Raw genomic sequence first — 26,576 nt, forward strand, 5'->3', positions numbered from 1 at the left:
GCGCGCCCGTGGTGGGGCCCGGGCCGCCCCCGCGGGCGCGGCCGGGGCGGCACCCGCGGTTGGCCCCCGCGGCGGCGCGCGGTGCCTCTCGCCCCCCCCCCCCCGGGCGGGGGGGGGGGGGCCCCGGGGCCCCCGCGCCTCCCGTCCGTCAGGGGGTCGCGCTCAGTACGTCGACGCGATGAGGTTCTCGGGGACGTCGCGAGCGGCGTCCTGGTCGACGAAGAACACCGTGCGCTTCCGGCCCTGGACGCCACCGACGGGGACCTCGTCGACGGAGGCACCGGCGAGGGCGAGCCCGAGGACCGAGGCCTTCTCGGCGCCGGACAGGATGACCCAGACGCGCTGCGAGGCGTTGATCGCCGGGTACGTTAGCGTCAGGCGCTGCGGCGGCGGCTTGGGGGAGTCGTCGACCGAGAGCACCACGCGGTCCGTGACGGACAGCTGCGGGAACTCCGGGAAGAGCGAGGCGGTGTGACCGTCCGGGCCGACGCCGAGGAGCGTGATGTCGAACCGGGGCGCGATGGCGTCGTCCGGCGCGGCGGCGTGCAGCTCCTGCTCGTAGCGGGTCGCGGCGTCCTCGATCGAGATGCCTTCGTCGGACGCGGCGATCGGGTGGATGTTCGACTCGGGGATGTCGACGTGGTCGAAGAAGTCCGTCTGCGTGCCGGTGATGTTGCGATCGGCGTCGCCCGCGGGCACCCAGCGCTCGTCGACCCACCACACGTGCACCTTCGACCAGTCGACGCTCTCGCGCGCCGGCGACTGGCCGATCGCGGCGAGGACGAGGGACGACACGGAGCCACCGCTGATGGCGATGTCCGCGCGCTCCTGCTCGTCGAGCACGTCGATGATCTTCGTGATGAAGCGTGCGGCGACCGAAGCGCCGAGGGCCTGCTTGTCCGGGTGCACCAGCACCCGCCGTTCGTTGGTCACGTGACTCCCGTGTTCGTGGCGGTCGACCGGTCGTACGACCGCCTTCGGTCCGACCGGGCCCCGTGCGGATGCAGGGGGCCCGGCCGTGTGGGGCTTGCTCAGCCGGCGATGGACTCGCGCAGCTGGGGGACCCCGTGCTTGACGACGTCTCCGAAGAGGACGTCCGGGTCGAGTCTACGGAGTTCCTCGGCCAGGCAGTCGCGCAGGTTGCGGCGCGGCAGCGACAGGTCGTGCGTCGGCTGCCCGGGCATCGAGAGCGTCGCGACGTCCACCAGGGACCGCTCGAGCTCGATGGTGCCGGACTCGCGCACGAGCTTCACGCCGTGGATGCCGCTCGACCCGGTCGCACGCGGCGACGTGACGACGGCCACCGGCACCTCGAGCTGCAGCTGCAACCACGCGGCGAGGAGGATCGTCGACGGGCTGTCGTACGCGCCGGAGACCTCGACCGCGGTGATCGGCTCGTACGGCGGCTGGTCGAGCGCCGCGGCGAGCTGGTTCCGCCAGAGGGTGAGGCGCGTCCACGCGAAGTCCGTGTCGCCCGGGACGTACGAGGCACCGAGGGCCTCGATCGCGCCGTTCGGGTCCCTCTGCGCGGCCGCGTCGGTGATCCGGCGCTGGGCGATGCGGCCCAGTGCCGAGGCCGACGGCTGTTCCGGAGCGGTCTGCGGCCACCAGGCCACGACGGGTGCGTCCGGCAGCAGGAGGCCAGTGACCAGGCTCTCCTCGTCGGTCGCGGTCTCGCCGTAGGCACGGAGGACGATGACCTCGCTGGCGCCCGCGTCGCTGCCGACGCGGATCTGCGCGTCGAGGCGGCCAGGGGACTTCGTGTCGCCGTCGTTCTTCGACACGATGATGACGCGCATCGGGTGCTCGCGCGAGGCCTCGTTCGCAGCCTCGATCGCCTCTTCCTCGTGGCCGAGGGCCGTCGAGATGATGAGGGTCAGGACGCGGCCGAGGGCGACGGCGCCGCCCTCTTCGCGGATGTGGACGAGCTTCTTCTGGATCTTCGAGACCGTGGTGTTCGGCAGGTCGATCTTCATGGACGCCTCCAGGTCCGGCCGTCGCGGGCGAGCAGAGCGTCGGCGGACGCCGGACCCCACGTGCCGGGACGGTACTGCTCGGGCTGGCCCTGCGTGGCCCAGAACTCCTCGATCGGGTCGAGGATCTTCCACGAAAGCTCCACCTCTTGGTGACGGGGGAACAGGGGCGGGTCGCCGAGGAGGACGTCGAGGATGAGTCGTTCGTACGCCTCGGGCGAGGCCTCGGTGAACGCGTGGCCGTAGCCGAAGTCCATCGTCACGTCGCGCACCTGGGTGCCGACGCCGGGGACCTTCGAGCCGAAGCGGAGCGTGACGCCCTCGTCCGGCTGCACGCGGATGACGAGCGCGTTCTGGCCGAGCGGCGACTGCGAGTTGCCGTAGACGTCCTCGGGGACGCGCTTGAACACGATCGCGATCTCGGTCACGCGGCGACCGAGACGCTTGCCGGCGCGGAGGTAGAACGGGACGCCCTGCCAGCGACGGGTCGCGATGTCGAGCTTGATCGCGGCGTAGGTCTCGGTGCCGGACTCGGGGTCCATGCCGGCTTCCTCGAGGAAGCCGAGCACCTTCTCGCCGCCCTGCCAGCCGCCCGCGTACTGCCCGCGGGCCGTCGCGGTCGCCAGGTCCTCTGGCAGCCGGACGGCGGAGAGCACCTTCTCCTTCTCGGCGCGGAGGTCCGCGGCCTTGAACGAGACGGGCTCCTCCATCGCGGTGAGCGCGAGGAGCTGCAGCAGGTGGTTCTGGATGACGTCCCGCGCCGCACCGATGCCGTCGTAGTACGCGGCACGTCCGGCGACGCCGATGTCCTCGGCCATCGTGATCTGCACGTGGTCCACGTAGTTCGAGTTCCAGATGGGTTCGTACATCTGGTTCGCGAACCGCAGCGTCAACAGGTTCTGGACGGTCTCCTTGCCGAGGTAGTGGTCGATGCGGAACACGTCGTCGGGAGCGAAGACGCTCTCCACGATCGCGTTTAGCTCGCGCGCGGTGCGGAGGTCGGAGCCGAACGGCTTCTCGACGACCACGCGGCTCCACGACCCGTCCTGCTTCTCGGTCAGGCCGGACAGCTTGAGCTGCTCGGTGACGACCGGGAACATCTTCGGCGGGATGGACAGGTAGAACGCGTGGTTGCCGAGCGTCCCGCGCTCCGCGTCCAACGTGTCGACGGTGCGCTTGAGCTCGCGGAACGCCTCCGGGTCGTCGAACGACCCCTGGACGAAGCGGATGCCCTGTTCGAGCTGACGCCAGACGTCCTCGTCGAACGGGGTGCGCGAGTGCTCCTTGACCGCGTCGTGGACGAGCTGGGAGAAGTCTTGGTCCTCCCAGTCACGCCGAGCGAACCCGACGAGGGCGAACCCCGGGGGCAGGAGCCCTCGGTTCGCCAGGTCGTAGACCGCGGGCATCAGCTTCTTGCGGGACAGGTCGCCCGTCACGCCGAAGATGATGAGGGTGCTGGGTCCCGCGATCCGGTTCAGTCGACGATCCGTCGGCAGCCGGAGCGGGTTGTGCTCCGGGGTGATTGCCACCGGTGACATGAGTCGGTGAACTCCTTCGAGAGTCAGAGGGTGACGGCGGATGCCAGTGCTGCTGTGGCAGCGGCGACGTCCGTCGTCGTGAGGGTCAGGACCGGGCGGCCGTGCTGCGCGAGGACACTCGCGTCGCCGGAGGCCTGGGCCTGGATGAGCTGGCCGAACGTGAACGGCCGACCGGGGATCGCCAGGTCGTCGGTCTCGTCGGCCACGATCTGCAGGAAGACGCCGTTCGCCGGGCCGCCCTTGTGGTACTGGCCGGTCGAGTGCAGGAAGCGCGGGCCGTAGCCGAACGTGACGGGACGGCCGGTGCGCGCCGCCAGGGCGTCGCGCAGCGACTCGAGGTCGCGGTTCGCGGTGCGGTCCACGTAGGCCTGCACGGCCAGGTAGCCGGTGGCGTCGATCCGGGCCAGGAGGCTCGTCACGGCTTCGGCGAGGGTCGTCCCGACCGCCAGGTCCTGCGTCGCGCGGACGGCGATGCCGTCCTCGGTGAACGCGGGCTCGGTCGGTGTGGGGCGGTCGTCGAGCAGCGCTCGCGCCGCGACCTTCGCGGCCTCGACGTCGGGCTGGTCGAACGGGTCGATGCCGAGCAGACGCCCGGCGACCGCGACCGCGTACTCCCAGACGAGGAGCTGGCCACCGAGCGTGCCGGTGATCTCGACCTCGCCCTCGGCGACGTGCCGTTCGTCCTCGCGGGAACCGACGAGTCGGATGACCTGAACGTCGGGGAGGCCTGCGGTGACCTCGGGGGAGTCGACGCCGAGCACGACGGGGAGCAGGCCGCGGCCGCTCTTGCCCGTGGACTCGGCGATCAGCTGCTCCACCCAGTCGCCGAACCCGACGATGTGCGTGCCGTCCGGGACGATCGCGATCTTGTCGCGCAGCGGGTCGGTGCCACCGAGGACTGCGCCGAGCACGAGGCCCGGATTCTCGTCGATGTCGACCGACAGCAGCGCGGAGATGGCGTCGGCCTCGTCGAGGAGTTCCGCGATGTCCGCACCGGCCAGACCGGAGGGCACGAGGCCGAAGGCGGTCAGCGCGGAGTAGCGGCCGCCGACGTTCGGGTCGGCGGTGAAGACGCGGTACCCGGCGTCGGTCGCCTCGGCCTCGAGCGGGGAGCCCGGGTCGGTGACGACGACGATGCGCTGTGCCGGGTCGATGCCGGCGTCGCGGAAGGCCTGTTCGTACGCACGGCGCTGCGAGTCGGTCTCGAGGGTCGAACCCGACTTCGAGGACACGACGAGCACCGTGCGGTCGAGCTGGTGTGCGAGCGCCGCCCGGACCTGTGCCGGGTCGGTCGAGTCCAGCACGGTCAGCGGGACGCCGGCGGTTCGGGTGATGACCTCGGGCGCGAGCGACGAGCCGCCCATGCCGGCGAGGACGACGTGGTCGACCCCTTCGGCGGCGAGCGACTCACGCAGTGCGAGCACCTCGGCGACGAGCGGGCGGGAGACCGAGACGGCCTCCACCCAGCCGAGGCGCTTCGACGCCTCGGCCTCGGCGTCCGCACCCCAGAGCTCGGGGTCCTGGGCGGTGATGCCCGACGCCACCAGGTCGGCGACGAGGCGCGGGACCACCGTGTCGATGGCCCGCGCCGCGTCGCCGCTGGCGGCGATGGAAACCGTCACTACTTGGAGCCCTCGAGCGCGGTCTTCACGGTGTCGACGAGCTCGCCCCACGACACGTTGAACTTGTCCACGCCCTCCTTCTCGAGCAGCGCCACGACGTCGTCGTAGTCGATGCCCGCGGCGGCGAGCTGGTCGAGGACGCCCTGCGCCTCGGCGTAGGAACCGGTGATGGTGTCGCCCGTGATCTCGGCGTGGTCGAACGTCGCGTCGAGCGTCTTGCCCGGCATGGTGTTGACCGTCTGCGGCGCGACGAGCTGCGTCACGTACAGGGTGTCGGGGAGCGACGGGTCCTTGACGCCGGTCGAGGCCCAGAGCGGGCGCTGCGGGTTGGCACCGGCCTCGAGCAGACCGGCGGCGCGCTCGGACGCGAACGCCTGCTCGAACACCTGGTAGGCGAGCTGCGCGTTGGCGATGCCGGCCTTCGACTTGAGGGCCTTGGCCTCGTCGGTGCCGACGGCGTCGAGACGCTTGTCGATCTCGGAGTCGACGCGCGACACGAAGAAGGACGCGACCGAGTGGATCTTCGAGAGGTCGTGGCCCGCGGCCTTGGCCTTCTCGAGCCCACCGAGGTAGGCGTCGATCACGGCGCGGTAGCGCTCGAGCGAGAAGATCAGGGTGACGTTGACCGAGATGCCGGCGGCGATGACCTCGGTGATCGCCTCGAGGCCCTCGACGGTCGCCGGGATCTTGATGAGGACGTTCTCGCGGCCGACCTTGTCGAACAGGAACTTGGCCTGCTCGATGGTCTTGGCGGTCTCGTGGGCGAGGCCCGGCTCGACCTCGATCGACACGCGGCCGTCGAAGCCGTTCGTCGAGTCGTAGAGCGGCTTGAAGACGTCGGAGGCGTTCGCGACGTCCTGCGTGGTGATCTCGAAGATCGCGTCGGTCACCTCGGTGCCCGCGGCCGCGAGCTCCTTGACCTGTGCGTCGTAACGCTCGCCCTTGGCGAGGGCCGAGGCGAAGATCGTCGGGTTCGTGGTGACGCCGACGACGTTCTTCTCGGCGATGAGGGACTCGAGCTTGCCGGTCTCGAGGAGCTCGCGAGAGAGGTCGTCGAGCCAGATGCTCACGCCGGCCGCGGAGAGGGCGGCGGTGGGGGTGTTCTCAGCCATGTGTTTCTCTTCTTCTTTCATCGACTGGCCGACGTCGTGGAGGTGACGAGGGCCGTGAAGTCGGGGTCTGGGGGACCGGGAGGCGCGTGGCGGAGCCGAGCCGCGCCTCCCGGAGGAAGGGCCGGATCCGGCGAACCGGACCCGGCCCTCGGTGGGTCAGGAAGCCGCGAGGGATTCCTTCGCGGCGGCCACGACGTGCTCCGTCGTGAAGCCGAACTCCTTGAAGAGCGTCTGGTAGTCGGCCGAAGCACCGAAGTGCTCGATCGAGACGCTGCGGCCCTTGTCGCCGACGATGTCGCGCCAGCTCATGGCGATGCCGGCCTCGACCGACACGCGTGCGGTGACGTCCTTCGGCAGGACCTGGTCCTGGTAGTTCTCCGACTGCGCGCGGAACCACTCGATGGACGGGGCGCTCACGACGCGGGCGTTGATGCCCTCGGCCTTGAGCTGCTCGCGGGCCTCGACGGCGATCTGGACCTCGGAACCGGTCGCGATGAGGATCACGTCCGGGGTGCCGTTCGGTGCCTCGGCCAGGATGTACGCGCCCTTGGCGACGTTCTTCGCCGAGGCGAAGACCTCACCGGAGGCGTCGCCCTCGCCACGCTCGAAGACGGGGAGGTTCTGACGGCTCAGCGCGATGCCGGCCGGGCGGTCCTTGTGCTTGAGCATCTCGAGCCAGGCGTACGCGACCTCGTTGGCGTCGGCGGGGCGGACGACGTCCAGACCCGGGATCGCACGGAGCGCGCTGAGCTGCTCGATCGGCTGGTGCGTCGGGCCGTCCTCGCCGAGGGCGACGGAGTCGTGCGTCCAGACGTAGATCGCCGGCGCCTGCATGAGCGCGGCGAGACGGACCGCCGGGCGCATGTAGTCGCTGAAGATGAGGAACGTGCCGCCGAAGGGGCGGGTGTTCCCGTGCAGGACGATGCCGGAGAGGATCGAGCCCATGGCGTGCTCGCGGATGCCGAAGTGCAGCACGCGGCCGTACGGGTCGGTGCTCCACGCCTTGGTCGAGGCCTCGACCGGACCGAAGGACTTGGCGCCCTCGATGGTGGTCAGGTTCGACTCGGCGAGGTCGGCCGAACCGCCCCAGAACTCGGGCATGAGCGGCGCGATGGCGTTGATGACCTTGCCGGAGGCGGCACGGGTCGAGACGGCCTTCTCGGTCGGGAAGACCGGGAGGGCTTCCTCGAGGCCCTCGGGCAGCTCGCCGGCGTTGATGCGGTCGAGGAGCGTCTTCTTCTCCGGGTTGGCCGCAGCCCACGCGTCGAAGGTCTTCTGCCACTCGGCGTGCTCCGCCTGGCCCTTGGCGACGGCACCGCGGGTGTACTCGAGCACCTCGGGGTCGACGTGGAAGGTCTGCTCGGGGTCGAAGCCGAGGACCTCCTTGAGGCCCTTCAGCTCCTCGCCACCGAGGGCGGAGCCGTGGATCTTGCCGGAGTTCTGCTTGGTCGGCGACGGCCAGCCGATGATCGTCTTGAGGACGATGAGCGACGGCTTGTCGGTGACGGCCTTGGCGGCCTCGACCGCGGCGAAGAGGGACTCGACGTCCTCCGAGTACTCGCCCGTCTTCTTCCAGTCGACGGTCTGGACGTGCCAGCCGAGTGCCTCGTAGCGGTCCGGGACGCTCTCCGAGAAGGAGATGTCGGTGTCGTCCTCGATCGAGATCTGGTTCGAGTCGTAGAAGACGACCAGGCGACCGAGCTGCTGGCGGCCGGCGAGGCTCGCGGCCTCGTTCGTGACGCCCTCCTGCATGTCGCCGTCACCGGCGATCACGTAGGTGAAGTGGTCGAACGGCGAGGTCCCATCGGCTGCATCGGCGTCGAAGAGGCCGCGCTCGAAGCGCTGCGCGTAGCCGAAGCCCACGGCCGAGGCGAGGCCCTGGCCGAGCGGGCCGGTGGTGATCTCGACACCGTCGGTGTGGCCGTACTCCGGGTGACCCGGGGTCTTCGAGCCCCACTTGCGGAGGTGCTGGAGGTCCTCGAGCTCGAGGCCGTAGCCGTGCAGGTAGAACTGCACGTACTGGAGGATCGAGGCGTGACCGGCAGAGAGGATGAAGCGGTCGCGGCCGATCCAGGTGGAGTCGCTGGGGTCGCGACGCATCACCTTCTGGAAGAGCAGGTGGGCGACCGGCGCGAGGCTCATCGCGGTGCCGGGGTGACCGTTGCCGGCGGCCTCGACCGAGTCGGCGGCGAGTACGCGGGCCGTGTCGACGGCCTTCCTGTCGATGGCGTCCCAGGTGAATTCAGCCACTTGGATGTTGACCCTTCTTGATGCGACATGTGCGAGGGCTCGTGCCATCGCACGGACATGATCGCCATCCCGGGGCCTTCGTCGGGTCGCCGTCTCGCGGCGGCCGACCGGCTCTTCGCGGCCGACGTCATCGGGGCACGCACTGCGGGAGGGCGACTCCAGCATAGTGACCATGCACTCAGAAGGGGTTCAGGTGACGCCGGTTGTTCACTCGTCGTCAGGGGGACCCGCCGTCGGCCGGGCGTGTCGGTGGGCGACTTCGGTCCGGATGGCGGGGCGGGGCATCGTCGCAGCGCCTCCATCACGTAAACTGTCCGGGACCCGTGAGCATTCCGGGTCGACGCACGCCCCGACGACGACGGAGCCGTCCCCCGAGCGTGTGAGCTGACGCGAACAGACTGAGGTTCCCTTGCCGACTGCCACCGTGACCCGGCCCGACACCGATCGACCCCGCTCGACGCTGTCGCGCAAGGTGCGCGCGTACGTCTCGCTGACGAAGCCGCGGGTCATGGAGCTGCTGCTCGTCACGACGGCGCCGACGATGTTCCTCGCCGAGCGCGGGGTCCCGGACCTCTGGCTGGTCTTCTGGACGATGCTCGGCGGTGCGATGTCGGCCGGCTCCGCCTCGGCGTTCAACTGCTACATCGACCGTGACATCGACCGGCTGATGAAGCGCACGAGCACGCGTCCGCTGGTCACCGGCGAGCTCTCCGACCGTGAGGCCCTGGTGTTCTCGTGGGTGCTCGGGGTCGCGTCGACCGCCGTGCTCGGCTTCCTCGTGAACTGGCTCGCCGCCGCGCTGAGCGTCATCGCGATCCTCATCTACGTGTTCGTCTACACGCTGTGGCTCAAGCGCCGCACGCCGCAGAACATCGTCTGGGGCGGGTCGGCCGGCTGCATGCCCGTGCTGATCGGCTGGGCGGGCGTCACCGGGTCGCTCACCTGGGCCCCGGTCATCCTCTTCATGGTGATCTTCCTCTGGACGCCGCCGCACTACTGGCCGCTGTCGATGAAGTACCGCGACGACTACGACGCCGCCGACGTCCCGATGCTCGCGGTCGTCCGTGGTCGCACCGTCGTGGGGCTGCAGGTCGTGCTGTACGCGTGGGCGACGCTCGTCTGCTCGCTGCTGCTCATCCCCGTCGCGCACATGGGGCCGCTCTACACGGTCGTCGCCCTGGCCGGCGGCATCTGGTTCGTCGTCGAGTCGCACCGCCTGTACTCGCGGGCGATCCAGCACGTGGAGCACGTGCAGCCGATGCGCGTCTTCCACAGCTCGATCACGTACCTGACGCTGCTGTTCATCGCCGTCGGCATCGACCCGCTGCTCCCGCAGGTCTTCACCTTCTAGCGGGGCGGGGCGGACGCCGTCACGTCCGCGTGCTCCGGCGCCGACTCGTTGCGACTTCGTCGCTGTCGTACGACAGCGACGAAGTCGTTCCGTGCGGACGCGGCCTGTTGCGCGCGCCGGGTTGCGACGACGCCGCTGTCGCACGACGTCGGTGACGTCGTCCCGGGTCCGCAGGCGGGCCCTGGGCGCGACCCACCACCGGACTGGAGGCACGTGGCGGCCCCGCACCGTGCCTCCAGTCCGCCGTCCGGTCGGATTGCGCGCGAAGCACGACGTCCCACCTGTCGATCGACAGGTGGGACGTCGCAGACGGCGCGCGGCGCGGTCCGTCAGCCCGCGATCGGCTCCCGGACGGCCTGGCGGCCGGCGGTGCCGCGCGTGGAGAGCGCCACCACGGTCGTGGCCCCGACGAGGAGCCCCGCCAGGACCATGTGCGTGCCGACCAGTCCGACCGGCAGCCCGGTGCGCGCCTGGGTGAGGCCGACCGCGATCTGGACGAACTCGACGACCAGGAGCAGCAGCGCCCACCTGCTCGACAGCCGCAGACGGACCGCGCCGACGACGAGCACCAGGGTCAGTGCGAACAGGACGTACGCGGGCACGGCGTGCAGGTGCTCCATGACGGCCGGATCGAAGCCGGTGCGGTGCAGGCGTCCGCCGTCGACGGCCTCGTCCGCTCCGGCGTGCGGGCCGCTGCCGGTGGTGAGGATGCCCACGAGGACGGTCACGACGACCGCGGCGATGGTGCCGCCGACGACGCCGCGGTACCAACGGGGCACCGTCCTGTCCGCGGTGCGCGGGCCACGCATCGCGCGGTAGACGAGGGCCGCTGTCACGGAGGTGAGCGCCGCGGAGACGACGAAGTGCAGCCCGACGACGAAGGGGTTCAGGTTCGTCCAGACGCTCATGCCACCGATGACGGCCTGCACGGGGATCGCTGCGCCCTGGGCGAACGCCAGCCAGAACAGCTCGGGGCGGGTCCGGCGCATCCGGACGACGAGCAGGAACATCGCGATCGCCACGACGACGAGCACGAAGGTGAGCAGTCGGTTGCCGAACTCGATGACGCCGTGGATGCCCATCTCCGGCGTCGAGACCAGTGAATCCGCGGTGCACTTGGGCCAGGTCGGGCACCCGAGGCCCGACGCCGTGAGCCGGACGAGGCCGCCGGTCCCGATGAGGATGACCTCGACCACGAAGGACGCCCACGCCAGCACCACGACGCGCTGGTCGACGACGCGGGGGAGCGACCACCAGTGCTGGGAGCGGACGTCCTGGTCGACGGGGGATCCGACGCGAGTCACGAGGGTGGTGCCTTCCTGTTGTTCCGTGCAGCGAACCTGTAGGATTCGAGGGTTCAGCAGCAGTCAAGTCTAGGCAGGCGCCGGCTCCGAAAGGTCCGAGATCGCCGCTCACGCCCAGGACTGCGTGGAACCATCGACGTTGCGAGGGAGCAACACCGTGTCCGCCGTGCACGAAGCACCATGTCGGCGGTCTGCGGTGGAATGGCGTCCAGACGCCACGGGTTGACACCCAGAACGCTGCCGCGAGAAGGAAACGAGGAGACCATGTCCGACGTGCTCATCGACCGTCCCGAGCTCGAAGGGCTCGGCCAATACGAGTTCGGCTGGTCCGACTCCGACTCGGCCGGCGCCTCTGCGCGCCGCGGCATCTCGGAAGAGGTCGTGACCGACATCTCGAACCTCAAGTCCGAGCCCGAGTGGATGCTCAAGAACCGACTCAAGGGACTGCAGCTCTTCGGCCGCAAGCCGATGCCGACGTGGGGTGCCGACCTGACGGGCATCGACTTCGACAACATCAAGTACTTCGTCCGTTCCACGGAGAAGCAGGCGCAGTCGTGGGAGGACCTCCCCGAGGACATCCGCGCGACCTACGAGAAGCTCGGCATCCCCGAGGCGGAGCGTCAGCGCCTCGTCGCCGGCGTCGCCGCGCAGTACGAGTCCGAGGTCGTGTACCACCAGATCCGCGAGGACCTGGAGCAGCAGGGCGTCATCTTCATGGACACCGACACGGCGCTCCGCGAGCACCCCGAGATCTTCGAGGAGTACTTCGGCACCGTGATCCCGGCCGGCGACAACAAGTTCGCCGCGCTGAACACGGCCGTGTGGTCCGGTGGCTCGTTCGTCTACGTCCCCAAGGGCGTGCACGTCGAGATCCCGCTGCAGGCCTACTTCCGCATCAACACCGAGAACATGGGCCAGTTCGAGCGGACGCTGATCATCGCGGACGAGGACTCCTACGTCCACTACATCGAGGGCTGCACGGCGCCGATCTACAAGTCGGACTCCCTGCACTCGGCCGTCGTCGAGATCATCGTGAAGAAGAACGCCCGCGTTCGGTACACGACGATCCAGAACTGGTCGAACAACGTCTACAACCTCGTCACCAAGCGTGCGATCGCGCACGAGGGCGCGACGATGGAGTGGATCGACGGCAACATCGGCTCGAAGGTGACGATGAAGTACCCGTCGATCTACCTCGCCGGTGAGCACGCCAAGGGCGAGACGCTCTCGGTGGCCTTCGCCGGCCCCGGCCAGCACCAGGACGCCGGCGCGAAGATGATCCACATGGCGCCGTACACGACGTCGTCGATCGTCTCGAAGTCGATCGCCCGTGGCGGCGGTCGTGCGGGGTACCGCGGCGAGGTCCGGGTCGACCCGGCGGCGCACCACGCGGCGAACACCGTGCGGTGTGACGCGCTGCTGGTCGACACGATCAGCCGCTCGGACACCTACCCGGCGATCGACATCCGCGTCGACGACGTCCAGCTCGGGCACGAGGCCACGGTCTCCCGCGTGAGCGAGGAACAGCTGTTCTACCTGATGTCCCGCGGCATGCCCGAGGACGAGGCGATGGCGATGATCGTCCGCGGCTTCATCGAGCCGATCGCCCGCGAGCTCCCGATGGAGTACGCACTCGAACTCAACAAGCTCATCGAGATGAGCATGGAAGGATCCGTCGGCTAGATGTCCAGCACCACCCCTCCCCACATCGACCAGCCGATCGAACCCTCGGCAGCGGCGCAGACCCCTGCGCAGCACGGCGCCGGTGCGCACTCCGACGGTGGTTGGGACGCACCCGACAAGTCGATCCCGGTCCAGACCCGCTCCGAGCGGTTCCAGTCCGGCGACCTCGACGCGTTCCCGACCGTCACCGGGCGCGAGGTGAACTGGAAGTTCGCGCCCCTCGCGAAGCTCCAGCCGCTGCTCGACGGCGGGCTCGACGGATCCGCCTACCCGTTCCTCGCTCGTCAGTCCGACGGTGCCGACGTCGAATGGGGTCGCAGCGACGACCCCCGCGTCGGTTCCGCCGGTCTCCCCGAGGACCGCGCCGCCGCAGCCGCGTGGTCCGCCCGTGACGCCGTGCTGGCCGTCACGGTCAAGGCGACCGACGCGCACGAGTTCATCACCATCACCCGGTCCGACTTCGGGACCCAGCCCCGCGCCGCGCACACGGTCATCACGGCCGAGGCGCACGCCCAGGGCATCGTCGTCCTCGACAACCGCGGTTCGGCGCTCCTCAGCGAGAACGTCGAGATCGTCGCCCAGGACGGCGCACGCCTGACGGTCGTCAGCCTGCAGGACTGGGACGACGACGCCGTGCACGTGTCGACGCACTTCGCCGAGGTCCGCCGCGACGCCTTCCTCAAGCACGTCGTGGTCTCGCTCGGCGGCGACGTCATCCGGGTCAACCCGTCGACGCACCTCGGTGCGCAGGGTGCCGACACCGAGATGTACGGCGTGTACTTCGCCGACGCCGGGCAGTACATCGAGCAGCAGGTCTACGTGAACCACGACGCGCCGAACACGCGCGGTCGGGTCAACTACAAGGGTGCGCTGCAGGGCCAGGGTGCGCACACGGTGTGGATCGGCGATGTGCTCATCGGGCGCGCCGGCGACGGCACGGACTCGTACGAGCAGAACCGCAACCTCGTCCTCACCGACGGCACGCGCGCGGACAGCATCCCGAACCTCGAGATCGAGACGGGCAACATCGAGGGCGCCGGCCACGCGAGTGCCACCGGTCGCTTCGACGACGAGCAGCTGTTCTACCTGCAGTCCCGCGGCATCCCCGAGGAAGAGGCACGCCGTCTGGTGGTGCTCGGCTTCCTCGTCGAGGTCATCCAGAAGATCGGCGCGCCCGAGCTCGAGGAACGTCTCATCGCCGCGGTCGAGCAGGAGCTCGCCGAGGGCCGTTCGGTGATCGCCGCGTCGGCGGACGAGGCCGGAGCCACCGCCTGATGTCGACGAAGGTCTGCGCCGAGGCGGACATCGCGGTGGACAGCCCGATGCGCGCCGTGGTCGACGGCACAGCGGTCGCCATCGTGAAGGACTCCGCCGGCACCGTGCACGCCATCGGCGACACCTGCACCCACGGGGACATCTCCCTGGCCGAGGGGTTCGTCGAGGGCGACACGCTCGAGTGCTGGGCCCACGGGTCCCGGTTCTCGCTGGCCACCGGCAAGCCGCAGAACTTCCCGGCGTACGAGCCCGTCCCGGTCTTCCGGGTCGAGGTCCGCGACGGCGAGGTCTACGTCGACGTGCACGACCCCGTCCCGGTCGACTGAGACCGGCCTCCACTCACTTCCCGCGGCTGACGCCGCACACCAGCTGCAACCGAAGGAACGCAATGTCCACTCTCGAAATCCGCGACCTGCAGGTCTCGATCGACACCGACCAGGGTGTCAAGGAGATCCTCAAGGGCGTCGACCTCACCATCAACGAGGGCGAGATCCACGCGATCATGGGGCCGAACGGCTCGGGCAAGTCCACACTCGCCTACACGATCGCCGGCCACCCGCGCTACAACGTCGTCGGAGGCTCGATCACCCTCGACGGCGAGGACGTCCTCGCGATGAGCGTCGACGAGCGCGCCCGCGCCGGCATGTTCCTCGCCATGCAGTACCCGGTGGAGATCCCCGGCGTGACGGTGTCGAACTTCCTCCGCACCGCGAAGACCGCGATCGACGGCGAGGCCCCGGCGCTCCGCAGCTGGGTGAAGGACCTCCGCCAGTCGATGGCCGACCTCAAGATGGACTCGGCCTTCGCCGAGCGCAACGTCAACGAGGGCTTCTCCGGTGGCGAGAAGAAGCGCCACGAGATCATGCAGCTCGAGCTCCTCAAGCCGAAGTTCGCCGTCCTCGACGAGACCGACTCCGGCCTCGACGTCGACGCGCTGAAGATCGTGTCCGAGGGTGTCAACCGTGCGAAGGCCGCGACCGGCCTCGGCGTGCTGCTCATCACCCACTACACGCGCATCCTCCGCTACATCAAGCCGGACTTCGTGCACGTGTTCGTCGCGGGCAAGGTCGCCGAGCAGGGCGGCCCCGAGCTCGCCGAGCGCCTCGAGAACGAGGGCTACGACCGCTACGTGCAGGCCGCAGCCGCAGCGGCGGGGAACTGATGATCACCGCACTCGCCCCGGAGAAGTTCGACGAGGTCGTGGAAGGCCTCAAGGAGGTCCAGGACCCGGAGCTCGGCGTGAACATCGTCGACCTCGGGCTCATCTACGACCTCGCCATGGACGACGAGGCGAACGCGCTCGTGATCAGCATGACGCTGACGAGCGCGGGCTGCCCGCTGACCGACGTCATCGAGGGTGACACCGCCAACGCGCTCGACGGTATCGTCGACGCGTTCCGGATCAACTGGGTCTGGATGCCGCCGTGGGGCCCGGAGCGGATCACCGACGACGGGCGCGAGATGATGCGCGCGCTCGGCTTCTCGATCTAGTCGCGACCATCCCTGGACGGGAGGCGCGGTGCCAGCCGGCACCGCGCCTCCCGTCCGTTTGTGCGGGCACGCGCGCGGAGCGCTCCCCGAGCGGGCGAAACAGGTCACGTTCGGCGCCCGCCGCCGACGTATCCCGCCCATTCGGCGGGCGATGCGCGGCGTGTCCCGCCCGTTCGGCGGGCAGTTGTGCGCACGCGCTTGTCCACCCGGGCTGACCCCCTCGAGCGGGCGAAATACGTCACGTTCGACGGCCGCCGCCGGCGTGTCCCGCCCGCTCGCCGGTCGGCATGCGGCGTGTCCCGCCCGCTCGCTGGCCGCCGCCGGCGCGTGCCGCCCGCTCGGCGCTGCCGGGAACGACGAAGGGCCCCGCACCGAGACGGTGCGGGGCCCTTCGTCGAACGCGTCAGCGGCGGCCGACGAGCTTCCACGCCAGCGGCAGGACGCCGGCCGCGATGAGCGCCTTCGCGATCCCGCCGACGATGAACGGGTAGAGGCCGGCGGCGAGCACCGACTGCAGGTCGTTCGGCGCCCCGAGCGTCCCGAGCGCGACCGCGAGGTACGGCAGACCCGTCACGAACGGGATCGCGCTCGCGAGCAGCATCGCCGCGGCGGCACGACCGACGTGGCGGTCCCAGTTGCGGCGGGCGAGCCAGCCGATGACGCCGGCGGCCGGGATGAAGCCGATGACGTAGCCGAAGCTCGGGACGGCGAGGGCGCCCAGGCCACCGGTGAAGCCGGCGAAGAACGGCGCACCGGCGAGTCCGGCGACCGCGTAGACGAGCAGCGAGAGCATGCCGCGGCGGGCACCGAGGGTCGCGCCGACGAGCACCACGGCGAGCGTCTGCCCGGTGATCGGGACCGGCCACATCGGGACCTCGAGCTGTGCCATCGCAGCGGTGAACAGGGCTCCGCCGGCGACGAGGGCGGCGTTCGTGGCCAGCCCGTGCGTCCGCAGACGGTCGGCGAGGACTGCGCGGGGAGCGAACCCGGTGGCGTTCGTCATGGATTCTCCTAGAATGGACTGCTGGTCCCGTTCGGAACCATCGGTCCCGTCAGCGTAGCGGTGCACCTCACGCACACGTCGTTGTGCAAACCCACCAACTGATTGGACGTCCACTGTGCTTGCCGTGCACGAACTCGAGATCCGCGTCGGAGCTCGCCTCCTCATGGAGGACGTGTCCTTCCGTGTCGAGAAGGGCGACAAGATCGGACTCGTCGGCCGCAACGGAGCGGGCAAGACGACGATGACGAAGGCCCTCGCGGGGGAGACGCAGCCGACCGACGGCAAGATCGACCGCGGCGGCGAGATCGGCTACCTGCCCCAGGACCCGCGCTCGGGCGACCCGGAGGAGACCGCGCGCAAGCGCATCCTCGACGCCCGCGGCCTCGGCGAGCTCGTGGAGGGCATCCGCCTCGCCACGCTCGACATGGCGAGCGACGACCCCGACGTCGCCGAGAAGGCGATGCGTCGGTACAGCCGGCTCGACGACCAGTTCAACGCACTCGGCGGGTACGCGGCCGAGGCCGAAGCCGCGTCGATCGCCTCGAACCTCAAGCTGCCGGACCGCATCCTCGACCAGCAGCTCAAGACGTTGTCGGGTGGTCAGCGTCGCCGCATCGAGCTCGCGCGCATCCTGTTCTCCGACGCCGAGACGATGATCCTCGACGAGCCGACGAACCACCTCGACGCCGACTCGGTGGTCTGGCTCCGCGAGCACCTGAAGACCTACCCCGGCGGCGTCATCATCATCTCCCACGACGTCGAGCTCGTGGACGAGGTCGTCAACCGCGTGTTCTACCTCGACGCCAACCGCCAGACCATCGACATCTACAACATGGGCTGGAAGCTCTACCAGCGGCAGCGCGTCGCCGACGAGGAGCGTCGCCGCAAGGAGCGTGCGGGCGCCGAGAAGAAGGCCGCGACGTTGAAGGACCAGGCCGCTCGGTTCGGTGCGAAGGCCTCGAAGGCCGCCGCGGCGCACCAGATGGTCGCGCGTGCCGACAAGCTGCTCGCCGGCCTCGAGGACGAGCGTGTCGCCGACCGGGTCGCCAAGATCCGCTTCCCCACGCCAGCTCCGTGCGGCCGTACCCCGCTCATGGCCGAGGGGCTGTCGAAGTCCTACGGGTCGCTCGAGATCTTCGCGGGCGTCGACCTGGCGATCGACCGCGGGTCGCGCGTCGTCATCCTCGGGTTCAACGGCGCCGGCAAGACGACCCTGCTCCGGATCCTCGCGGGTGCCGACCAGCCCGACACCGGGGAGATCCAGCCCGGCCACGGCCTGCGCATCGGGTACTACGCGCAGGAGCACGAGAACATCGACGTCAACCGCACCGTGATCGAGAACATGGTGTCGGCGTCGACCGACCTCAACGAGACCGAGGCCCGTCGTGTGCTCGGGTCCTTCCTGTTCACCGGGGACGACGGCTACAAGAAGGCCGGCGTCCTGTCCGGTGGCGAGAAGACCCGACTGTCGCTCGCGATGATCGTGGTCTCCGGCGCCAACGTGCTGCTGCTCGACGAGCCGACGAACAACCTTGACCCTGCTTCGCGCGAGGAGATCCTCAACGCGCTGGCCGGGTTCGAGGGCGCGGTCGTGCTCGTGTCGCACGACGCCGGTGCGGTCGAGGCGCTCAACCCCGAGCGGGTGCTGCTCCTGCCGGACGGCACTGAGGACCACTGGAACAAGGACTACGCGGAACTCATCGAGCTCGCGTAGCGGGCGTGGTCGCGGACGCGACCGAAGGGCGGACTGGAGGCCCGTGGCGGCGCCGCCACGGGCCTCCAGTCCGTCAACGACCTGCGTTCAGCAGCTCGTCCTCGATCTCCGCGTCCGTCTTGGGTCGGGCGTCCTTGCGGCGCTGCCGCTCCTGGGCGCGCTCGCGCTCCTCGGGGTCGTCCTGGTTGAGGTTCCGGTACTCCTGCACCATCAGGTACGCCAGGAACCCGAACCCGCCGGCCGCGAACATGAACCACTGGATGAAGTAGCTCAGGTGCAGCCCGGTGTCGGCGGTCGGACGCTCCCAGCCGAGGGGTCGTGCCTCGGTCGGGGCCGGCGACTCGGACGCGAGCTGGCCGTAGGCACCGGTGTAGATCGGCGTGTCGACCTTCTTCGCCACATCGGAGAGTGTGACCGACTGCACCTGGTCGGTGTGCGCCGGGTCGGTCCGGCCGGGGATGCGCGGTTCGCTCTCCTGCAGGCGGACGATCGCGGTGACGTCGCCGGACGGGGGAGCGGGGACGTGGTCGGGGGCGTCCTGCGCGTTGCCGGTGGGGACCCAGCCACGATCGACGACGAACGCCCGGCCGTCGGCGGTGACGAGCGGGGTGAGGACCTCGAACCCGGGCTGCCCGTTGTGGACGCGGTTCCGGACGAGCAGCTGGTCGTCGGTGTCGTACCGCCCGGTGACGCTGACCCGGAGCCAGGTCTGCGAGTCGTCCCAGCTGGCGGCCTTCGGGAGTGCCTGGTCGAGCGGCACCGGGGTGTGTTCGTAGTTCTGTGCGACCTGCTCGTTCTGGCGGACGGCCTCGTTCCGGCGGTCCCACTGCCACATGCCGAACAGGGCGCAGACGATCGCGAAGGCGACCGCGATCGCGAAGTAGCCGAGCCACCGGCGGCTCTGCACGAAGCGCCAGCCGACGAACGGCTCGTCGGGATCGCGTTCGGCGGTCGCGGTGTCCGTGTCGGTCGCAGCCGCGGCGCGCGCGATCTTCTGCGCGTGGCGTCGGCCGTAGCGCGAGCTCGGGTCGAACCGGTCGCTCACCGACGCTCCCCGGCTGCGCGCGCACCGACGTCGTTCTTCGGGGCGTCGGCCGGGTCGCGCTCGTCGTCGAGGCGGTCCACGTCCTCGTGCATGCCGGTCACGCGGACCGGGAAGGACCGGGAGCGCAGGTAGTCGGCGAGGAAGTCACGGTGCTCGTCGCACGCGGCCCAGATCTTCACCCGGTCGGTCGCGTGGATGCGGGGGTTGCGCCAGTTCACGCGCCACGCGGCGGTGTCGCTGCAACCGGCACGCGAGCACACCGGTGTCGAGCCGGGCTCGGTGAAGAGGTCGAACGTGGCACCCATCAGCGACGGCCCCACACCTTCGAGCGGTCCCCGTGGCGCTGCCATTCCTCTTGCGCGTGGTGGGCCTGTTCGCGCAGCCGGTCCTGCTCGGCGCGGTAGGCCGCGGCCCGGTCGTCCTCCTGCTGCTCGCGGAGGCGCGGGTCGACGGCGTCGTAGAGCTCGATGGCACCGGCCGGGCGCACGATGTCGCTCTCGGCACGACTGCCCGCGTTCGCGATGATCACGGCCACCCAGGGGATGACACCGGCGAGGACGATCGGGATGACCGCGAGCCAGGTGTGCCAGACCGACCAGACGAGCACGGCACCGATGAAGAACACGACGCGGAGGGCCATCTGCCAGACGTAGCGGGACAGGCGGTGCGCACGATCCTGCTCCGGAGAGTCCGGGAGCGTGGTGATGCTGTGCGTCGTCTTCATACGGTGTTCTTTCCTCTGCCCAGGGTCAAGCCTAAGCCCGCATGGCCGGACATGGGTGCAGCGCGCGGGTGCCGGATGTCGGGTTTCTGCTCGGGTACGCTCGTCCGGGCGTGTCCGAGCCGTGACCGGACCGGCGCGCCGTGCACCCCACACCGAACGGAGCGACCATGAGCACCCCCCGTACCGTCCTCATCACCGGCGGCAACCGCGGCATCGGCCGAGCACTGGCGGAGCGCTTCGTCGCCGCCGGCCACCGCGTCGCGGTCACCTCCCGCAGTGGTCAGGGCGGCCCCGAGGGTGCGCTCACCGTGCAGGCCGACATCACGGACACCGCCTCCGTCGACGCCGCCTACACGCAGGTCGAGGCCGAGCTCGGCCCGGTCGAGGTCCTCGTCGCGAACGCCGGGATCACCAACGACCAGCTGCTGCTCCGGATGTCCGAGGAGGACTTCACGAGCGTCATCGACACGAACCTCACGGGGACGTTCCGGGTCGTCAAGCGCGCCACGAAGGGCATGATGAAGGCGAAGTTCGGCCGCATCGTGCTCATGTCGAGCGTCGTCGGCGCCTACGGCCAGGTCGGCCAGGTCAACTACGCGTCGTCGAAGGCCGCACTCGTCGGCATGGCGCGGTCGATCACGCGCGAGTTGGGCTCCCGTGGCATCACGGCGAACGTCGTCGCGCCCGGCTTCATCCAGACCGACATGACGGCAGCGCTGCCCGAGGAGCTGCAGGCCGAGTTCAAGAAGCAGATCCCGGCGGCGCGCTACGGCACGGTCGACGACGTCGCGGACGCCACGCTGTTCCTCGCGAGCGACGGTGCCGGGTACGTCTCCGGCGCGGTCATCCCGGTCGACGGCGGCCTCGGGATGGGCCACTAGGGCGCGCCCCGGCGCGAGTCTCGTCTCGCCGGCTCCGAGACTCGGGCTGCGCGACAGTACTCGCGGCCCGAGTCGCGAGAAGTGTCGCTGGGCGCGAGACTCGGCCCGGAACCGACGCGCGGGCCGGCCCGCCCGGGTCAGCCGCGCAGGCCGAGCGTCGCGAGCACCGCGGACAGGTCGCGGTCGACGACCGCCACGTCCGCCTGCTCGCGGACGCGCGGCTTCGCGTCGAACGCCACGGACAGGGCAGCGACGCGCATCATCTCGAGGTCGTTCGCGCCGTCGCCGACCGCGACGGTGCGGACGAGCTCCACGCCGTCCGCGTCGGCCCACTCCCGGAGCGCGACGGCCTTGGCGTGCGCGTCCACGACGTCACCGAGCACCCGTCCGGTGAGGACGCCGTCGGTCACCTCGAGTCGGTTGGCCCGGCAGTGGTCGAGGCCGAGGCGCTCGGCGAAGGGGTCGAGGACCTCGTGGAAGCCTCCGGAGACGACACCGACGGTGCCGCCGGCGGCGTGCACGCCGCGGACCAGCTGGTCGGCGCCCCGCGTCACGCGGACCGCGTCCTGTGCCCGTCGGAAGACGTCGGCCTGGAGGCCCGCCAGGCTTGCGACACGCTCCCGGAGGCTCTCGGCGAAGTCGATCTCGCCGCGCATGGCGCGCTCCGTGATCGCCGCGACCTGTGGCCGGGTTCCGGCGGTGTCCGCCAGGAGTTCGATGACCTCGTCCTCGAGGAGCGTGGAATCGGCATCGAGGACGACGAGGAAGCGTGGCACGCACCAACGGTACCGACTGTCGGAGGCGCGGCCGACGTGCGTTACGTCAGCCGCGCCTCCAGACCAGTTCTGTCGGTACGCGTCTACGCGTCTACGCGGACGCCCTTGCCGACCACCGTGATGCCGGATTCGGTGACCGTGAAGCCGCGTGCCTCGTCGGCCTCACGGTCGACGCCCACCTGCGCGCCCGGAGCGATGACGACGTCCTTGTCGAGGATCGCGCGGTTCACGACGGAGCCCGCGCCGATGGACGCCCGCTCGAAGACGATCGAGTCGAGGACCTTCGCGCCGGAGTCGATCCCGCACCACGGGCCGATCATGCTGCGTTCGACCTGCGCCCCCGAGACCAGGCAGCCGAGCGACACGAGCGAGTCGACCGTGGAGCCGGTGTTCCCGTTGGCGTCGCGGACGAACTTCGCCGGGGGCAGGTTCGTCTGCTGGTTGAAGATCGGCCAGTCTTGGTTGTACAGGTTGAACACCGGGACGGGTGCGATGAGGTCCATGTGGGCATCGAAGAACGAGTCGATCGTCCCCACGTCGCGCCAGTAGTACCGGTCGCGCTCGTTCGAGCCGGGGACCTCGTTGCGCTTGAGGTCGTAGACGCCGGCGTCGCCGCGGTTCACGAAGTCCGGGACGATGTCGCCGCCCATGTCGTGGTTCGACGTCTCGATCTGGCCGTCTCGGAGGACCGCGTCGACGAGGGCATCGGCGTCGAAGACGTAGTTGCCCATCGACGCGAGGATCTCGCCGGGGGAGTCGGCCAGCCCCACGGCGTCCTTCGGCTTCTCGAGGAACGCGTCGATCTTCGTCGGGTCGTCGTCGGCCACCTGGATGACGCCGAACTGGTCGGCGAGCCCGATCGGCTGCCGGATCGCGGCGACGGTCGCGCTGCGGCCGGAGGCGATGTGCGCCTCGACCATCTGGTGGAAGTCCATCCGGTACACGTGGTCGGCGCCGACCACGACGACGATGTCGGGGCGTTCGTCACGCAGCAGGTTGAGGGACTGCAGGATCGCGTCGGCCGAACCGGCGAACCAGCGCTTGCCGAGTCGCTGCTGTGCGGGGACCGACGCGACGTAGGAGCCGAGCAGCCCCTCCATGCGCCAGGTCTCCGCGACGTGACGGTCGAGACTGTGCGACTTGTACTGGGTCAGGACGACGATCTTCTGCAACCCGGAGTTCACCAGGTTCGAGAGTGCGAAGTCGATGAGACGGAAGTTCCCGCCGAACGGGACAGCGGGCTTCGCCCGGTCGGCCGTGAGCGGCATGAGCCGCTTGCCCTCGCCGCCGGCGAGCACGATACCGAAGACCTTCTTTGGTGCCATGCCGCTCACAGTAGGCGTCAGCACTGGGAACCGGTTACGTTGAACGCGTGCGAGTCGATCTGCTGACCAGGGAGTATCCGCCGGAGGTCTACGGCGGTGCGGGTGTCCACGTGGCCGAACTGACCGCGGCGCTCCGCTCCGGGACCGACACCGAGGTGTGCGTCCGCGCCTTCGGGGCGTTCCGTGACGAGCCCGACGTGTGGGCGTACCGCACGCCCGACTCGCTCGGGCAGGCGAACGGCGCACTGCAGGCGCTCGGCACCGACGTGGCCATCGCGGCCGACGTCGAGGGCGCCGACGTCGTGCACTCGCACACCTGGTACGCGAACGCGGCAGGCCGGATCGCGCAGTTGACCTACGGCATCCCGCACGTCGTCACGGCGCACAGCCTCGAGCCGCTGCGGCCGTGGAAGGCCGAGCAGCTCGGCGGCGGCTACCGGCTGTCGAGCTGGATGGAGCGCGAGGCGTTCGAGAACGCGGACGGTGTCATCGCGGTGTCGAAGGCGATGCGTGCGGACATCCTGCGCTCGTACCCGTCGATCGACCCCGCGAAGGTGCACGTCGTCTACAACGGCATCGACATCGACGAGTGGAAGCCGCAGGTGGACGAGGACGCGGTGCGCGCGCTCGGGATCGACCCGTCCCGCCCCAGCGTCGTGTTCGTCGGACGCATCACCCGGCAGAAGGGCCTGCCGTACCTGCTCCGCGCGGTGGCCTCGCTGCCGTCGGACGTCCAGATCGTGCTCTGCGCCGGTGCACCGGACACCCCGGAGATCATGGCCGAGGTCACCTCCCTCGTCGAGGGCCTGCGTGCGGAGCGGGAGGGCGTGGTCTGGATCGACCGGATGCTCGCCCACCAGGAGATCGTCAACGTGCTGTCGTCGGGCACGGTGTTCGTGTGCCCGTCGATCTACGAGCCGCTCGGGATCGTCAACCTCGAGGCCATGGCGTGCGGGATCCCCGTCGTCGGCACCGGCACCGGCGGCATCCCCGAGGTCGTCGCGGACGGGCTGACCGGTCGCATCGTGCCCATCGACCAGGCGCAGGACGGCACCGGCACCCCGACCGACCCCGATCGCTACGTGGCGGACCTCGCCGCGACGCTGAACGAGGTGCTCGCGGACGAGGGGCTGGCGAAGCTGATGGGCCGCGCCGGACGTCTCCGCGTCGAGACCGAGTTCACCTGGGACGCGATCGCCGAGCGGACACGGCAGGTCTACGACGAGGTGCTCGGCCGGAACCTCTAGGCTGGTCGCATGCCCTCGGTCGTGCGCTTGTCAGACGTCTCCGTGGTCCGCAACGGGGCCACCATCCTCGACGGGATCTCGTGGGAGGTGCAGGACGACGAACGCTGGGTCGTGCTCGGTGCCAACGGTGCCGGCAAGACCACGTTGCTGCAGGTCGCGGGCGCGCAGAGCTTCCCGACCTCGGGCGACGTCGAGGTGCTCGGCACGGAGCTCGGCGGCGCCGACCTCTTCGAGCTGCGTCCCCGCATCGGCTTCGCGTCGACCGCCCTCGCCCGCCGCATCCCGGTGACCGAGAAGGTCATCGACGTGGTGCTCACCGCGGCGTACTCGGTCACGGGGCGCTGGAACGAGGAGTACGAGGAGCTCGACGTCCGTCGTGCGCAGCGCGTGCTCGAGGAGTGGGGCCTCGGGGCCTTCACCGACCGGACGTTCGGCGAGCTGAGCGACGGCGAGCAGAAGCGCGTCCAGATCGCCCGTGCCGTGATGACGGACCCGGAGATCCTGTTCCTGGACGAGCCCGCGGCGTCGCTCGACCTCGGCGCCCGCGAGAGCCTGGTCCGCACCCTCGGCGGCTACGCCCAGAGCGAGGACTCGCCCGCAATCGTCATCGTCACCCACCACGTCGAGGAGATCCCGGCCGGGTTCACCCACGCGCTGGTGCTCGCCGACGGCCACGTGCAGGCCGCCGGCCCCATCGACGAGGTGCTCACCGCAGCGACCCTGACCGAGGCGTTCGGCATCGAGCTCACGGTGTCGAAGGACGCCGGTCGGTACACGGCACGCGCGGCCTGATCCTGCTCCACATCCGGCTCACCGTCTGGTAACGTAGACGGCTGGCGCAAGCCGACGACTTCCGGCGTGGCGCTTGTTCGAGCATTCGCGCAGTCCCACCCATCACCGCTATCCGAGGAATCTCCATGAAGACCGACATCCACCCCGAGTACCGCGCCATCGTCTTCCGTGACCTGGCCTCCGGTGAGACGTTCCTGACGCGTTCGACCGCGAACAGCGACAAGACCATCGAGCTCGACGGTGCGACCTACCCGGTCATCGACGTCGAGATCTCCTCCGCTTCGCACCCGTTCTACACGGGCAAGCAGCGCATCCTCGACTCGGCCGGTCGCGTCGAGAAGTTCAACCAGCGCTTCAAGAGCTTCGGCAAGTAAGCACGCTCTGCACGCTGACGGGCGGCTCTCCTTCGGGAGGGCCGCCCGTTTGCGTGCGCCTGGGCGGGTCGGAGCCGTGGGGTGCGCCTGCTGCGGGTCAGTGTTGATTGCGCCCCGGTGCTGACATCGCGCCCGGGTGTGCGGGGGCGCGATGTCCGGAACCGGGCGCAACCGGGGTACGACGCAGCCGGGGTCCGGTGCGACCGGGACCCGGTGCGACCGGGAACGTGCGCGACCGGGGTCCGGTGCGACAGGCGGCGCGGCCGGCGCCGGGCAGGCTACGAACCGTTGCGGTGGGGCCAGCGACCGTCGGCGGTGAAGGACGGGTCGCGCTTCTTCCGCATGTAGTCCTGGAACGAGGTCGCCTGCTCGGCGCACCAGCCGACCTGCTTCCGGTGGAGCTCCTCGGCGGAGACACCGAGCTCCTCCGGGTACTTCGCGGCGATGGCCTGCGCGACACGCCCGGCAGCGATGGCGTCTGCTCCGGCGTCGTGCGCGTCGTCGAGGGTGACGCCGTAGAGCTCCGACGCGGCCTCGAGCGTGCGCTTGCCCTTCCGGTAGGTGTCCAACGCCTTGTCGATGACGAGCGGGTCCACCACGTTGCCCACGACGGGGGAGGCGATGCCGTGGCGCTTCGCCTCTCTGTCGAGGACGGTGAGGTCGTACGGGGCGTTGTAGATCACGAGCGGGATGCCGCGGGCGAAGACGGCCTCGACCGCGGCGATGATCTCGGCGACGACCTCGCCCGCGGGGCGCCCCTCGGCCCGGGCCCGCTCGGTGGTGATGCCGTGCACGGCTGCGGCACCCTCGGGGATCTCGACGCCGGGGTCGGCGATCCAGGCGCCCTCGACGATCGAGCGGCCGGTCATGTCGATCAGGCCGACGTGCGCGGTGACGATGCGGGCGGTCTCGACGTCCACACCGGTGGTCTCGAGGTCGAAGACGCCGAGCGCGTGCCACCACGGTCGGCCGGCGAGGTCCTGCGCCGGGGCGGGCGTGTCGAGCTGTGCTGTGGAGATCGTCACGGCCACAGGCTAACCGGACGCACCGACACGACCACCGCGACCCGCCTGGCGGGGCCGAGCCGTGCCTCCAG

The 26,576-nt window shown here is 70.1% G+C and carries 25 protein-coding genes; 11 read left to right on the forward strand and 14 right to left on the reverse strand.

Going from position 1 to position 26,576, the window contains the following annotated elements; translation table 11 throughout:
* Positions 1 to 162 precede the first annotated feature (162 nt).
* The 6 genes from pgl to tkt all read right to left on the reverse strand — a co-directional run bounded on the left by pgl (position 163) and on the right by tkt (position 8,495).
* Positions 163 to 933 (reverse strand): 6-phosphogluconolactonase, encoded by a 771-nt coding sequence (gene pgl / locus ABIC61_RS15355; protein ID WP_079236115.1) that lies wholly within the window; start codon positions 931 to 933, stop codon positions 163 to 165.
* 98 nt (positions 934 to 1,031) lie between these two features.
* Positions 1,032 to 1,976 carry a glucose-6-phosphate dehydrogenase assembly protein OpcA gene (locus ABIC61_RS15360; protein ID WP_144749722.1) on the reverse strand — a complete coding sequence of 315 codons (945 nt, stop codon included), beginning with the start codon at positions 1,974 to 1,976 and terminating at the stop codon, positions 1,032 to 1,034.
* Positions 1,973 to 3,511 carry a glucose-6-phosphate dehydrogenase gene (zwf, locus tag ABIC61_RS15365; protein ID WP_144749725.1) on the reverse strand — a complete coding sequence of 513 codons (1,539 nt, stop codon included), beginning with the start codon at positions 3,509 to 3,511 and terminating at the stop codon, positions 1,973 to 1,975. The genes ABIC61_RS15360 and zwf overlap by 4 nt, the downstream gene beginning before the upstream one ends.
* A gap of 23 nt (positions 3,512 to 3,534) precedes the next feature.
* Positions 3,535 to 5,133, reverse strand: coding sequence for a phosphoglucose isomerase-related protein (locus ABIC61_RS15370; protein WP_354030623.1), 1,599 nt, complete (start codon positions 5,131 to 5,133; stop codon positions 3,535 to 3,537).
* Entirely contained in the window at positions 5,133 to 6,245 is a 1,113-nt protein-coding gene (gene tal, locus ABIC61_RS15375; RefSeq protein ID WP_354030624.1) for a transaldolase, read from the reverse strand. The genes ABIC61_RS15370 and tal overlap by 1 nt, the downstream gene beginning before the upstream one ends.
* A gap of 156 nt (positions 6,246 to 6,401) precedes the next feature.
* Positions 6,402 to 8,495, reverse strand: a complete 2,094-nt coding sequence (gene tkt, locus ABIC61_RS15380; protein WP_144749731.1) for a transketolase — start codon at positions 8,493 to 8,495, stop codon at positions 6,402 to 6,404.
* Positions 8,496 to 8,919: 424 nt separating this feature from the next.
* On the opposite strand from tkt, the gene ABIC61_RS15385 reads away from it, so the two are divergent.
* A complete protein-coding gene (locus ABIC61_RS15385) occupies positions 8,920 to 9,846 on the forward strand; it encodes a heme o synthase (protein ID WP_070416200.1) in 927 nt (308 codons plus the stop codon).
* Positions 9,847 to 10,175: 329 nt separating this feature from the next.
* On the opposite strand, the gene ABIC61_RS15390 is transcribed toward ABIC61_RS15385, so the two are convergent.
* Positions 10,176 to 11,150 (reverse strand): COX15/CtaA family protein, encoded by a 975-nt coding sequence (locus ABIC61_RS15390; protein ID WP_354030625.1) that lies wholly within the window; start codon positions 11,148 to 11,150, stop codon positions 10,176 to 10,178.
* Between the two features lie 264 nt (positions 11,151 to 11,414).
* Here ABIC61_RS15390 and sufB point away from each other — a divergent pair, with 264 nt between their 5' ends.
* From sufB to ABIC61_RS15415, 5 genes are all read left to right on the forward strand, one after another.
* Positions 11,415 to 12,833 carry a Fe-S cluster assembly protein SufB gene (gene sufB, locus ABIC61_RS15395; protein WP_070419047.1) on the forward strand — a complete coding sequence of 473 codons (1,419 nt, stop codon included), beginning with the start codon at positions 11,415 to 11,417 and terminating at the stop codon, positions 12,831 to 12,833.
* Complete coding sequence (gene sufD, locus ABIC61_RS15400; RefSeq protein WP_354030626.1) at positions 12,834 to 14,108, forward strand: Fe-S cluster assembly protein SufD; 1,275 nt, start codon at positions 12,834 to 12,836, stop codon at positions 14,106 to 14,108.
* The gene (locus tag ABIC61_RS15405) at positions 14,105 to 14,434 is read left to right on the forward strand and encodes a non-heme iron oxygenase ferredoxin subunit (RefSeq protein ID WP_402738097.1); all 330 of its coding nucleotides are present in this window, start codon (positions 14,105 to 14,107) and stop codon (positions 14,432 to 14,434) included. Before sufD ends, ABIC61_RS15405 begins: the two co-directional genes overlap by 4 nt.
* 62 nt (positions 14,435 to 14,496) lie before the next feature.
* Positions 14,497 to 15,270 carry a Fe-S cluster assembly ATPase SufC gene (sufC, locus tag ABIC61_RS15410; RefSeq protein WP_070419045.1) on the forward strand — a complete coding sequence of 258 codons (774 nt, stop codon included), beginning with the start codon at positions 14,497 to 14,499 and terminating at the stop codon, positions 15,268 to 15,270.
* Positions 15,270 to 15,599 carry a metal-sulfur cluster assembly factor gene (locus ABIC61_RS15415; RefSeq protein WP_079236104.1) on the forward strand — a complete coding sequence of 110 codons (330 nt, stop codon included), beginning with the start codon at positions 15,270 to 15,272 and terminating at the stop codon, positions 15,597 to 15,599. The genes sufC and ABIC61_RS15415 overlap by 1 nt, the downstream gene beginning before the upstream one ends.
* A gap of 403 nt (positions 15,600 to 16,002) precedes the next feature.
* On the opposite strand, the gene ABIC61_RS15420 is transcribed toward ABIC61_RS15415, so the two are convergent.
* On the reverse strand, positions 16,003 to 16,602 hold the full coding sequence (locus ABIC61_RS15420) for a biotin transporter BioY (protein ID WP_354030627.1): 600 nt from the start codon (positions 16,600 to 16,602) through the stop codon (positions 16,003 to 16,005).
* Positions 16,603 to 16,717: 115 nt separating this feature from the next.
* On the opposite strand from ABIC61_RS15420, the gene ABIC61_RS15425 reads away from it, so the two are divergent.
* Positions 16,718 to 18,316: an ABC-F family ATP-binding cassette domain-containing protein gene (locus tag ABIC61_RS15425; protein WP_144749737.1), complete on the forward strand. Its 1,599-nt coding sequence runs from the start codon at positions 16,718 to 16,720 to the stop codon at positions 18,314 to 18,316.
* Between the two features lie 73 nt (positions 18,317 to 18,389).
* Here the strand turns inward: ABIC61_RS15425 and ABIC61_RS15430 are convergent, their stop codons facing one another.
* Genes ABIC61_RS15430 through ABIC61_RS15440 form a run of 3 tightly spaced genes read right to left on the reverse strand, consistent with a single transcriptional unit; the run spans position 18,390 to position 20,085 of the window.
* Positions 18,390 to 19,361, reverse strand: a complete 972-nt coding sequence (locus ABIC61_RS15430) for an SURF1 family cytochrome oxidase biogenesis protein (protein ID WP_354030628.1) — start codon at positions 19,359 to 19,361, stop codon at positions 18,390 to 18,392.
* A complete protein-coding gene (locus tag ABIC61_RS15435; protein ID WP_440130693.1) occupies positions 19,358 to 19,666 on the reverse strand; it encodes a hypothetical protein in 309 nt (102 codons plus the stop codon). Before ABIC61_RS15435 ends, ABIC61_RS15430 begins: the two co-directional genes overlap by 4 nt.
* Positions 19,666 to 20,085, reverse strand: a complete 420-nt coding sequence (locus ABIC61_RS15440) for a DUF3099 domain-containing protein (protein ID WP_144749741.1) — start codon at positions 20,083 to 20,085, stop codon at positions 19,666 to 19,668. Before ABIC61_RS15440 ends, ABIC61_RS15435 begins: the two co-directional genes overlap by 1 nt.
* A 167-nt stretch (positions 20,086 to 20,252) precedes the next feature.
* Between ABIC61_RS15440 and fabG the strand changes: the two genes are divergently transcribed.
* The gene (gene fabG / locus ABIC61_RS15445) at positions 20,253 to 20,966 is read left to right on the forward strand and encodes a 3-oxoacyl-ACP reductase FabG (RefSeq protein WP_144749743.1); all 714 of its coding nucleotides are present in this window, start codon (positions 20,253 to 20,255) and stop codon (positions 20,964 to 20,966) included.
* Between the two features lie 137 nt (positions 20,967 to 21,103).
* On the opposite strand, the gene serB is transcribed toward fabG, so the two are convergent.
* On the reverse strand, positions 21,104 to 21,742 hold the full coding sequence (gene serB, locus ABIC61_RS15450; RefSeq protein ID WP_354030629.1) for a phosphoserine phosphatase SerB: 639 nt from the start codon (positions 21,740 to 21,742) through the stop codon (positions 21,104 to 21,106).
* Positions 21,743 to 21,825: 83 nt separating this feature from the next.
* Positions 21,826 to 23,067 carry a glucose-1-phosphate adenylyltransferase gene (locus tag ABIC61_RS15455; RefSeq protein ID WP_144749747.1) on the reverse strand — a complete coding sequence of 414 codons (1,242 nt, stop codon included), beginning with the start codon at positions 23,065 to 23,067 and terminating at the stop codon, positions 21,826 to 21,828.
* 47 nt (positions 23,068 to 23,114) lie between these two features.
* Between ABIC61_RS15455 and glgA the strand changes: the two genes are divergently transcribed.
* From glgA to ABIC61_RS15470, 3 genes are all read left to right on the forward strand, one after another.
* Positions 23,115 to 24,314 carry a glycogen synthase gene (glgA, locus tag ABIC61_RS15460; protein WP_354030630.1) on the forward strand — a complete coding sequence of 400 codons (1,200 nt, stop codon included), beginning with the start codon at positions 23,115 to 23,117 and terminating at the stop codon, positions 24,312 to 24,314.
* A 9-nt stretch (positions 24,315 to 24,323) separates the two neighbouring features.
* Positions 24,324 to 25,106 carry an ABC transporter ATP-binding protein gene (locus ABIC61_RS15465; RefSeq protein WP_354030631.1) on the forward strand — a complete coding sequence of 261 codons (783 nt, stop codon included), beginning with the start codon at positions 24,324 to 24,326 and terminating at the stop codon, positions 25,104 to 25,106.
* Positions 25,107 to 25,231: 125 nt separating this feature from the next.
* On the forward strand, positions 25,232 to 25,480 hold the full coding sequence (locus ABIC61_RS15470) for a type B 50S ribosomal protein L31 (RefSeq protein ID WP_070419036.1): 249 nt from the start codon (positions 25,232 to 25,234) through the stop codon (positions 25,478 to 25,480).
* A 278-nt stretch (positions 25,481 to 25,758) separates the two neighbouring features.
* On the opposite strand, the gene ABIC61_RS15475 is transcribed toward ABIC61_RS15470, so the two are convergent.
* Complete coding sequence (locus tag ABIC61_RS15475; protein WP_440130697.1) at positions 25,759 to 26,499, reverse strand: 3'-5' exonuclease; 741 nt, start codon at positions 26,497 to 26,499, stop codon at positions 25,759 to 25,761.
* Positions 26,500 to 26,576: the final 77 nt, after the last annotated feature.

Source organism: Curtobacterium sp. 1544, assembly GCF_040544915.1.
GTDB lineage: Bacteria > Actinomycetota > Actinomycetes > Actinomycetales > Microbacteriaceae > Curtobacterium > Curtobacterium pusillum_C.

Excerpts from the sequence above, each read along its gene's own strand:
- sufC (WP_070419045.1), top strand. The coding sequence starts at position 14,497 with ATGTCCACTCTCGAAATCCGCGACCTGCAGGTCTCGATCGACACCGAC.
- sufB (WP_070419047.1), top strand. The coding sequence starts at position 11,415 with ATGTCCGACGTGCTCATCGACCGTCCCGAGCTCGAAGGGCTCGGCCAA.
- zwf (WP_144749725.1), bottom strand. The coding sequence starts at position 3,511 with ATGTCACCGGTGGCAATCACCCCGGAGCACAACCCGCTCCGGCTGCCG.
- ABIC61_RS15420 (WP_354030627.1), bottom strand. The coding sequence starts at position 16,602 with ATGACGAACGCCACCGGGTTCGCTCCCCGCGCAGTCCTCGCCGACCGT.
- ABIC61_RS15360 (WP_144749722.1), bottom strand. The coding sequence starts at position 1,976 with ATGAAGATCGACCTGCCGAACACCACGGTCTCGAAGATCCAGAAGAAG.
- ABIC61_RS15415 (WP_079236104.1), top strand. The coding sequence starts at position 15,270 with ATGATCACCGCACTCGCCCCGGAGAAGTTCGACGAGGTCGTGGAAGGC.
- fabG (WP_144749743.1), top strand. The coding sequence starts at position 20,253 with ATGAGCACCCCCCGTACCGTCCTCATCACCGGCGGCAACCGCGGCATC.
- ABIC61_RS15465 (WP_354030631.1), top strand. The coding sequence starts at position 24,324 with ATGCCCTCGGTCGTGCGCTTGTCAGACGTCTCCGTGGTCCGCAACGGG.
- ABIC61_RS15455 (WP_144749747.1), bottom strand. The coding sequence starts at position 23,067 with ATGGCACCAAAGAAGGTCTTCGGTATCGTGCTCGCCGGCGGCGAGGGC.
- ABIC61_RS15470 (WP_070419036.1), top strand. The coding sequence starts at position 25,232 with ATGAAGACCGACATCCACCCCGAGTACCGCGCCATCGTCTTCCGTGAC.
- tal (WP_354030624.1), bottom strand. The coding sequence starts at position 6,245 with ATGGCTGAGAACACCCCCACCGCCGCCCTCTCCGCGGCCGGCGTGAGC.
- ABIC61_RS15435 (WP_440130693.1), bottom strand. The coding sequence starts at position 19,666 with ATGGGTGCCACGTTCGACCTCTTCACCGAGCCCGGCTCGACACCGGTG.
- ABIC61_RS15440 (WP_144749741.1), bottom strand. The coding sequence starts at position 20,085 with ATGAAGACGACGCACAGCATCACCACGCTCCCGGACTCTCCGGAGCAG.
- sufD (WP_354030626.1), top strand. The coding sequence starts at position 12,834 with ATGTCCAGCACCACCCCTCCCCACATCGACCAGCCGATCGAACCCTCG.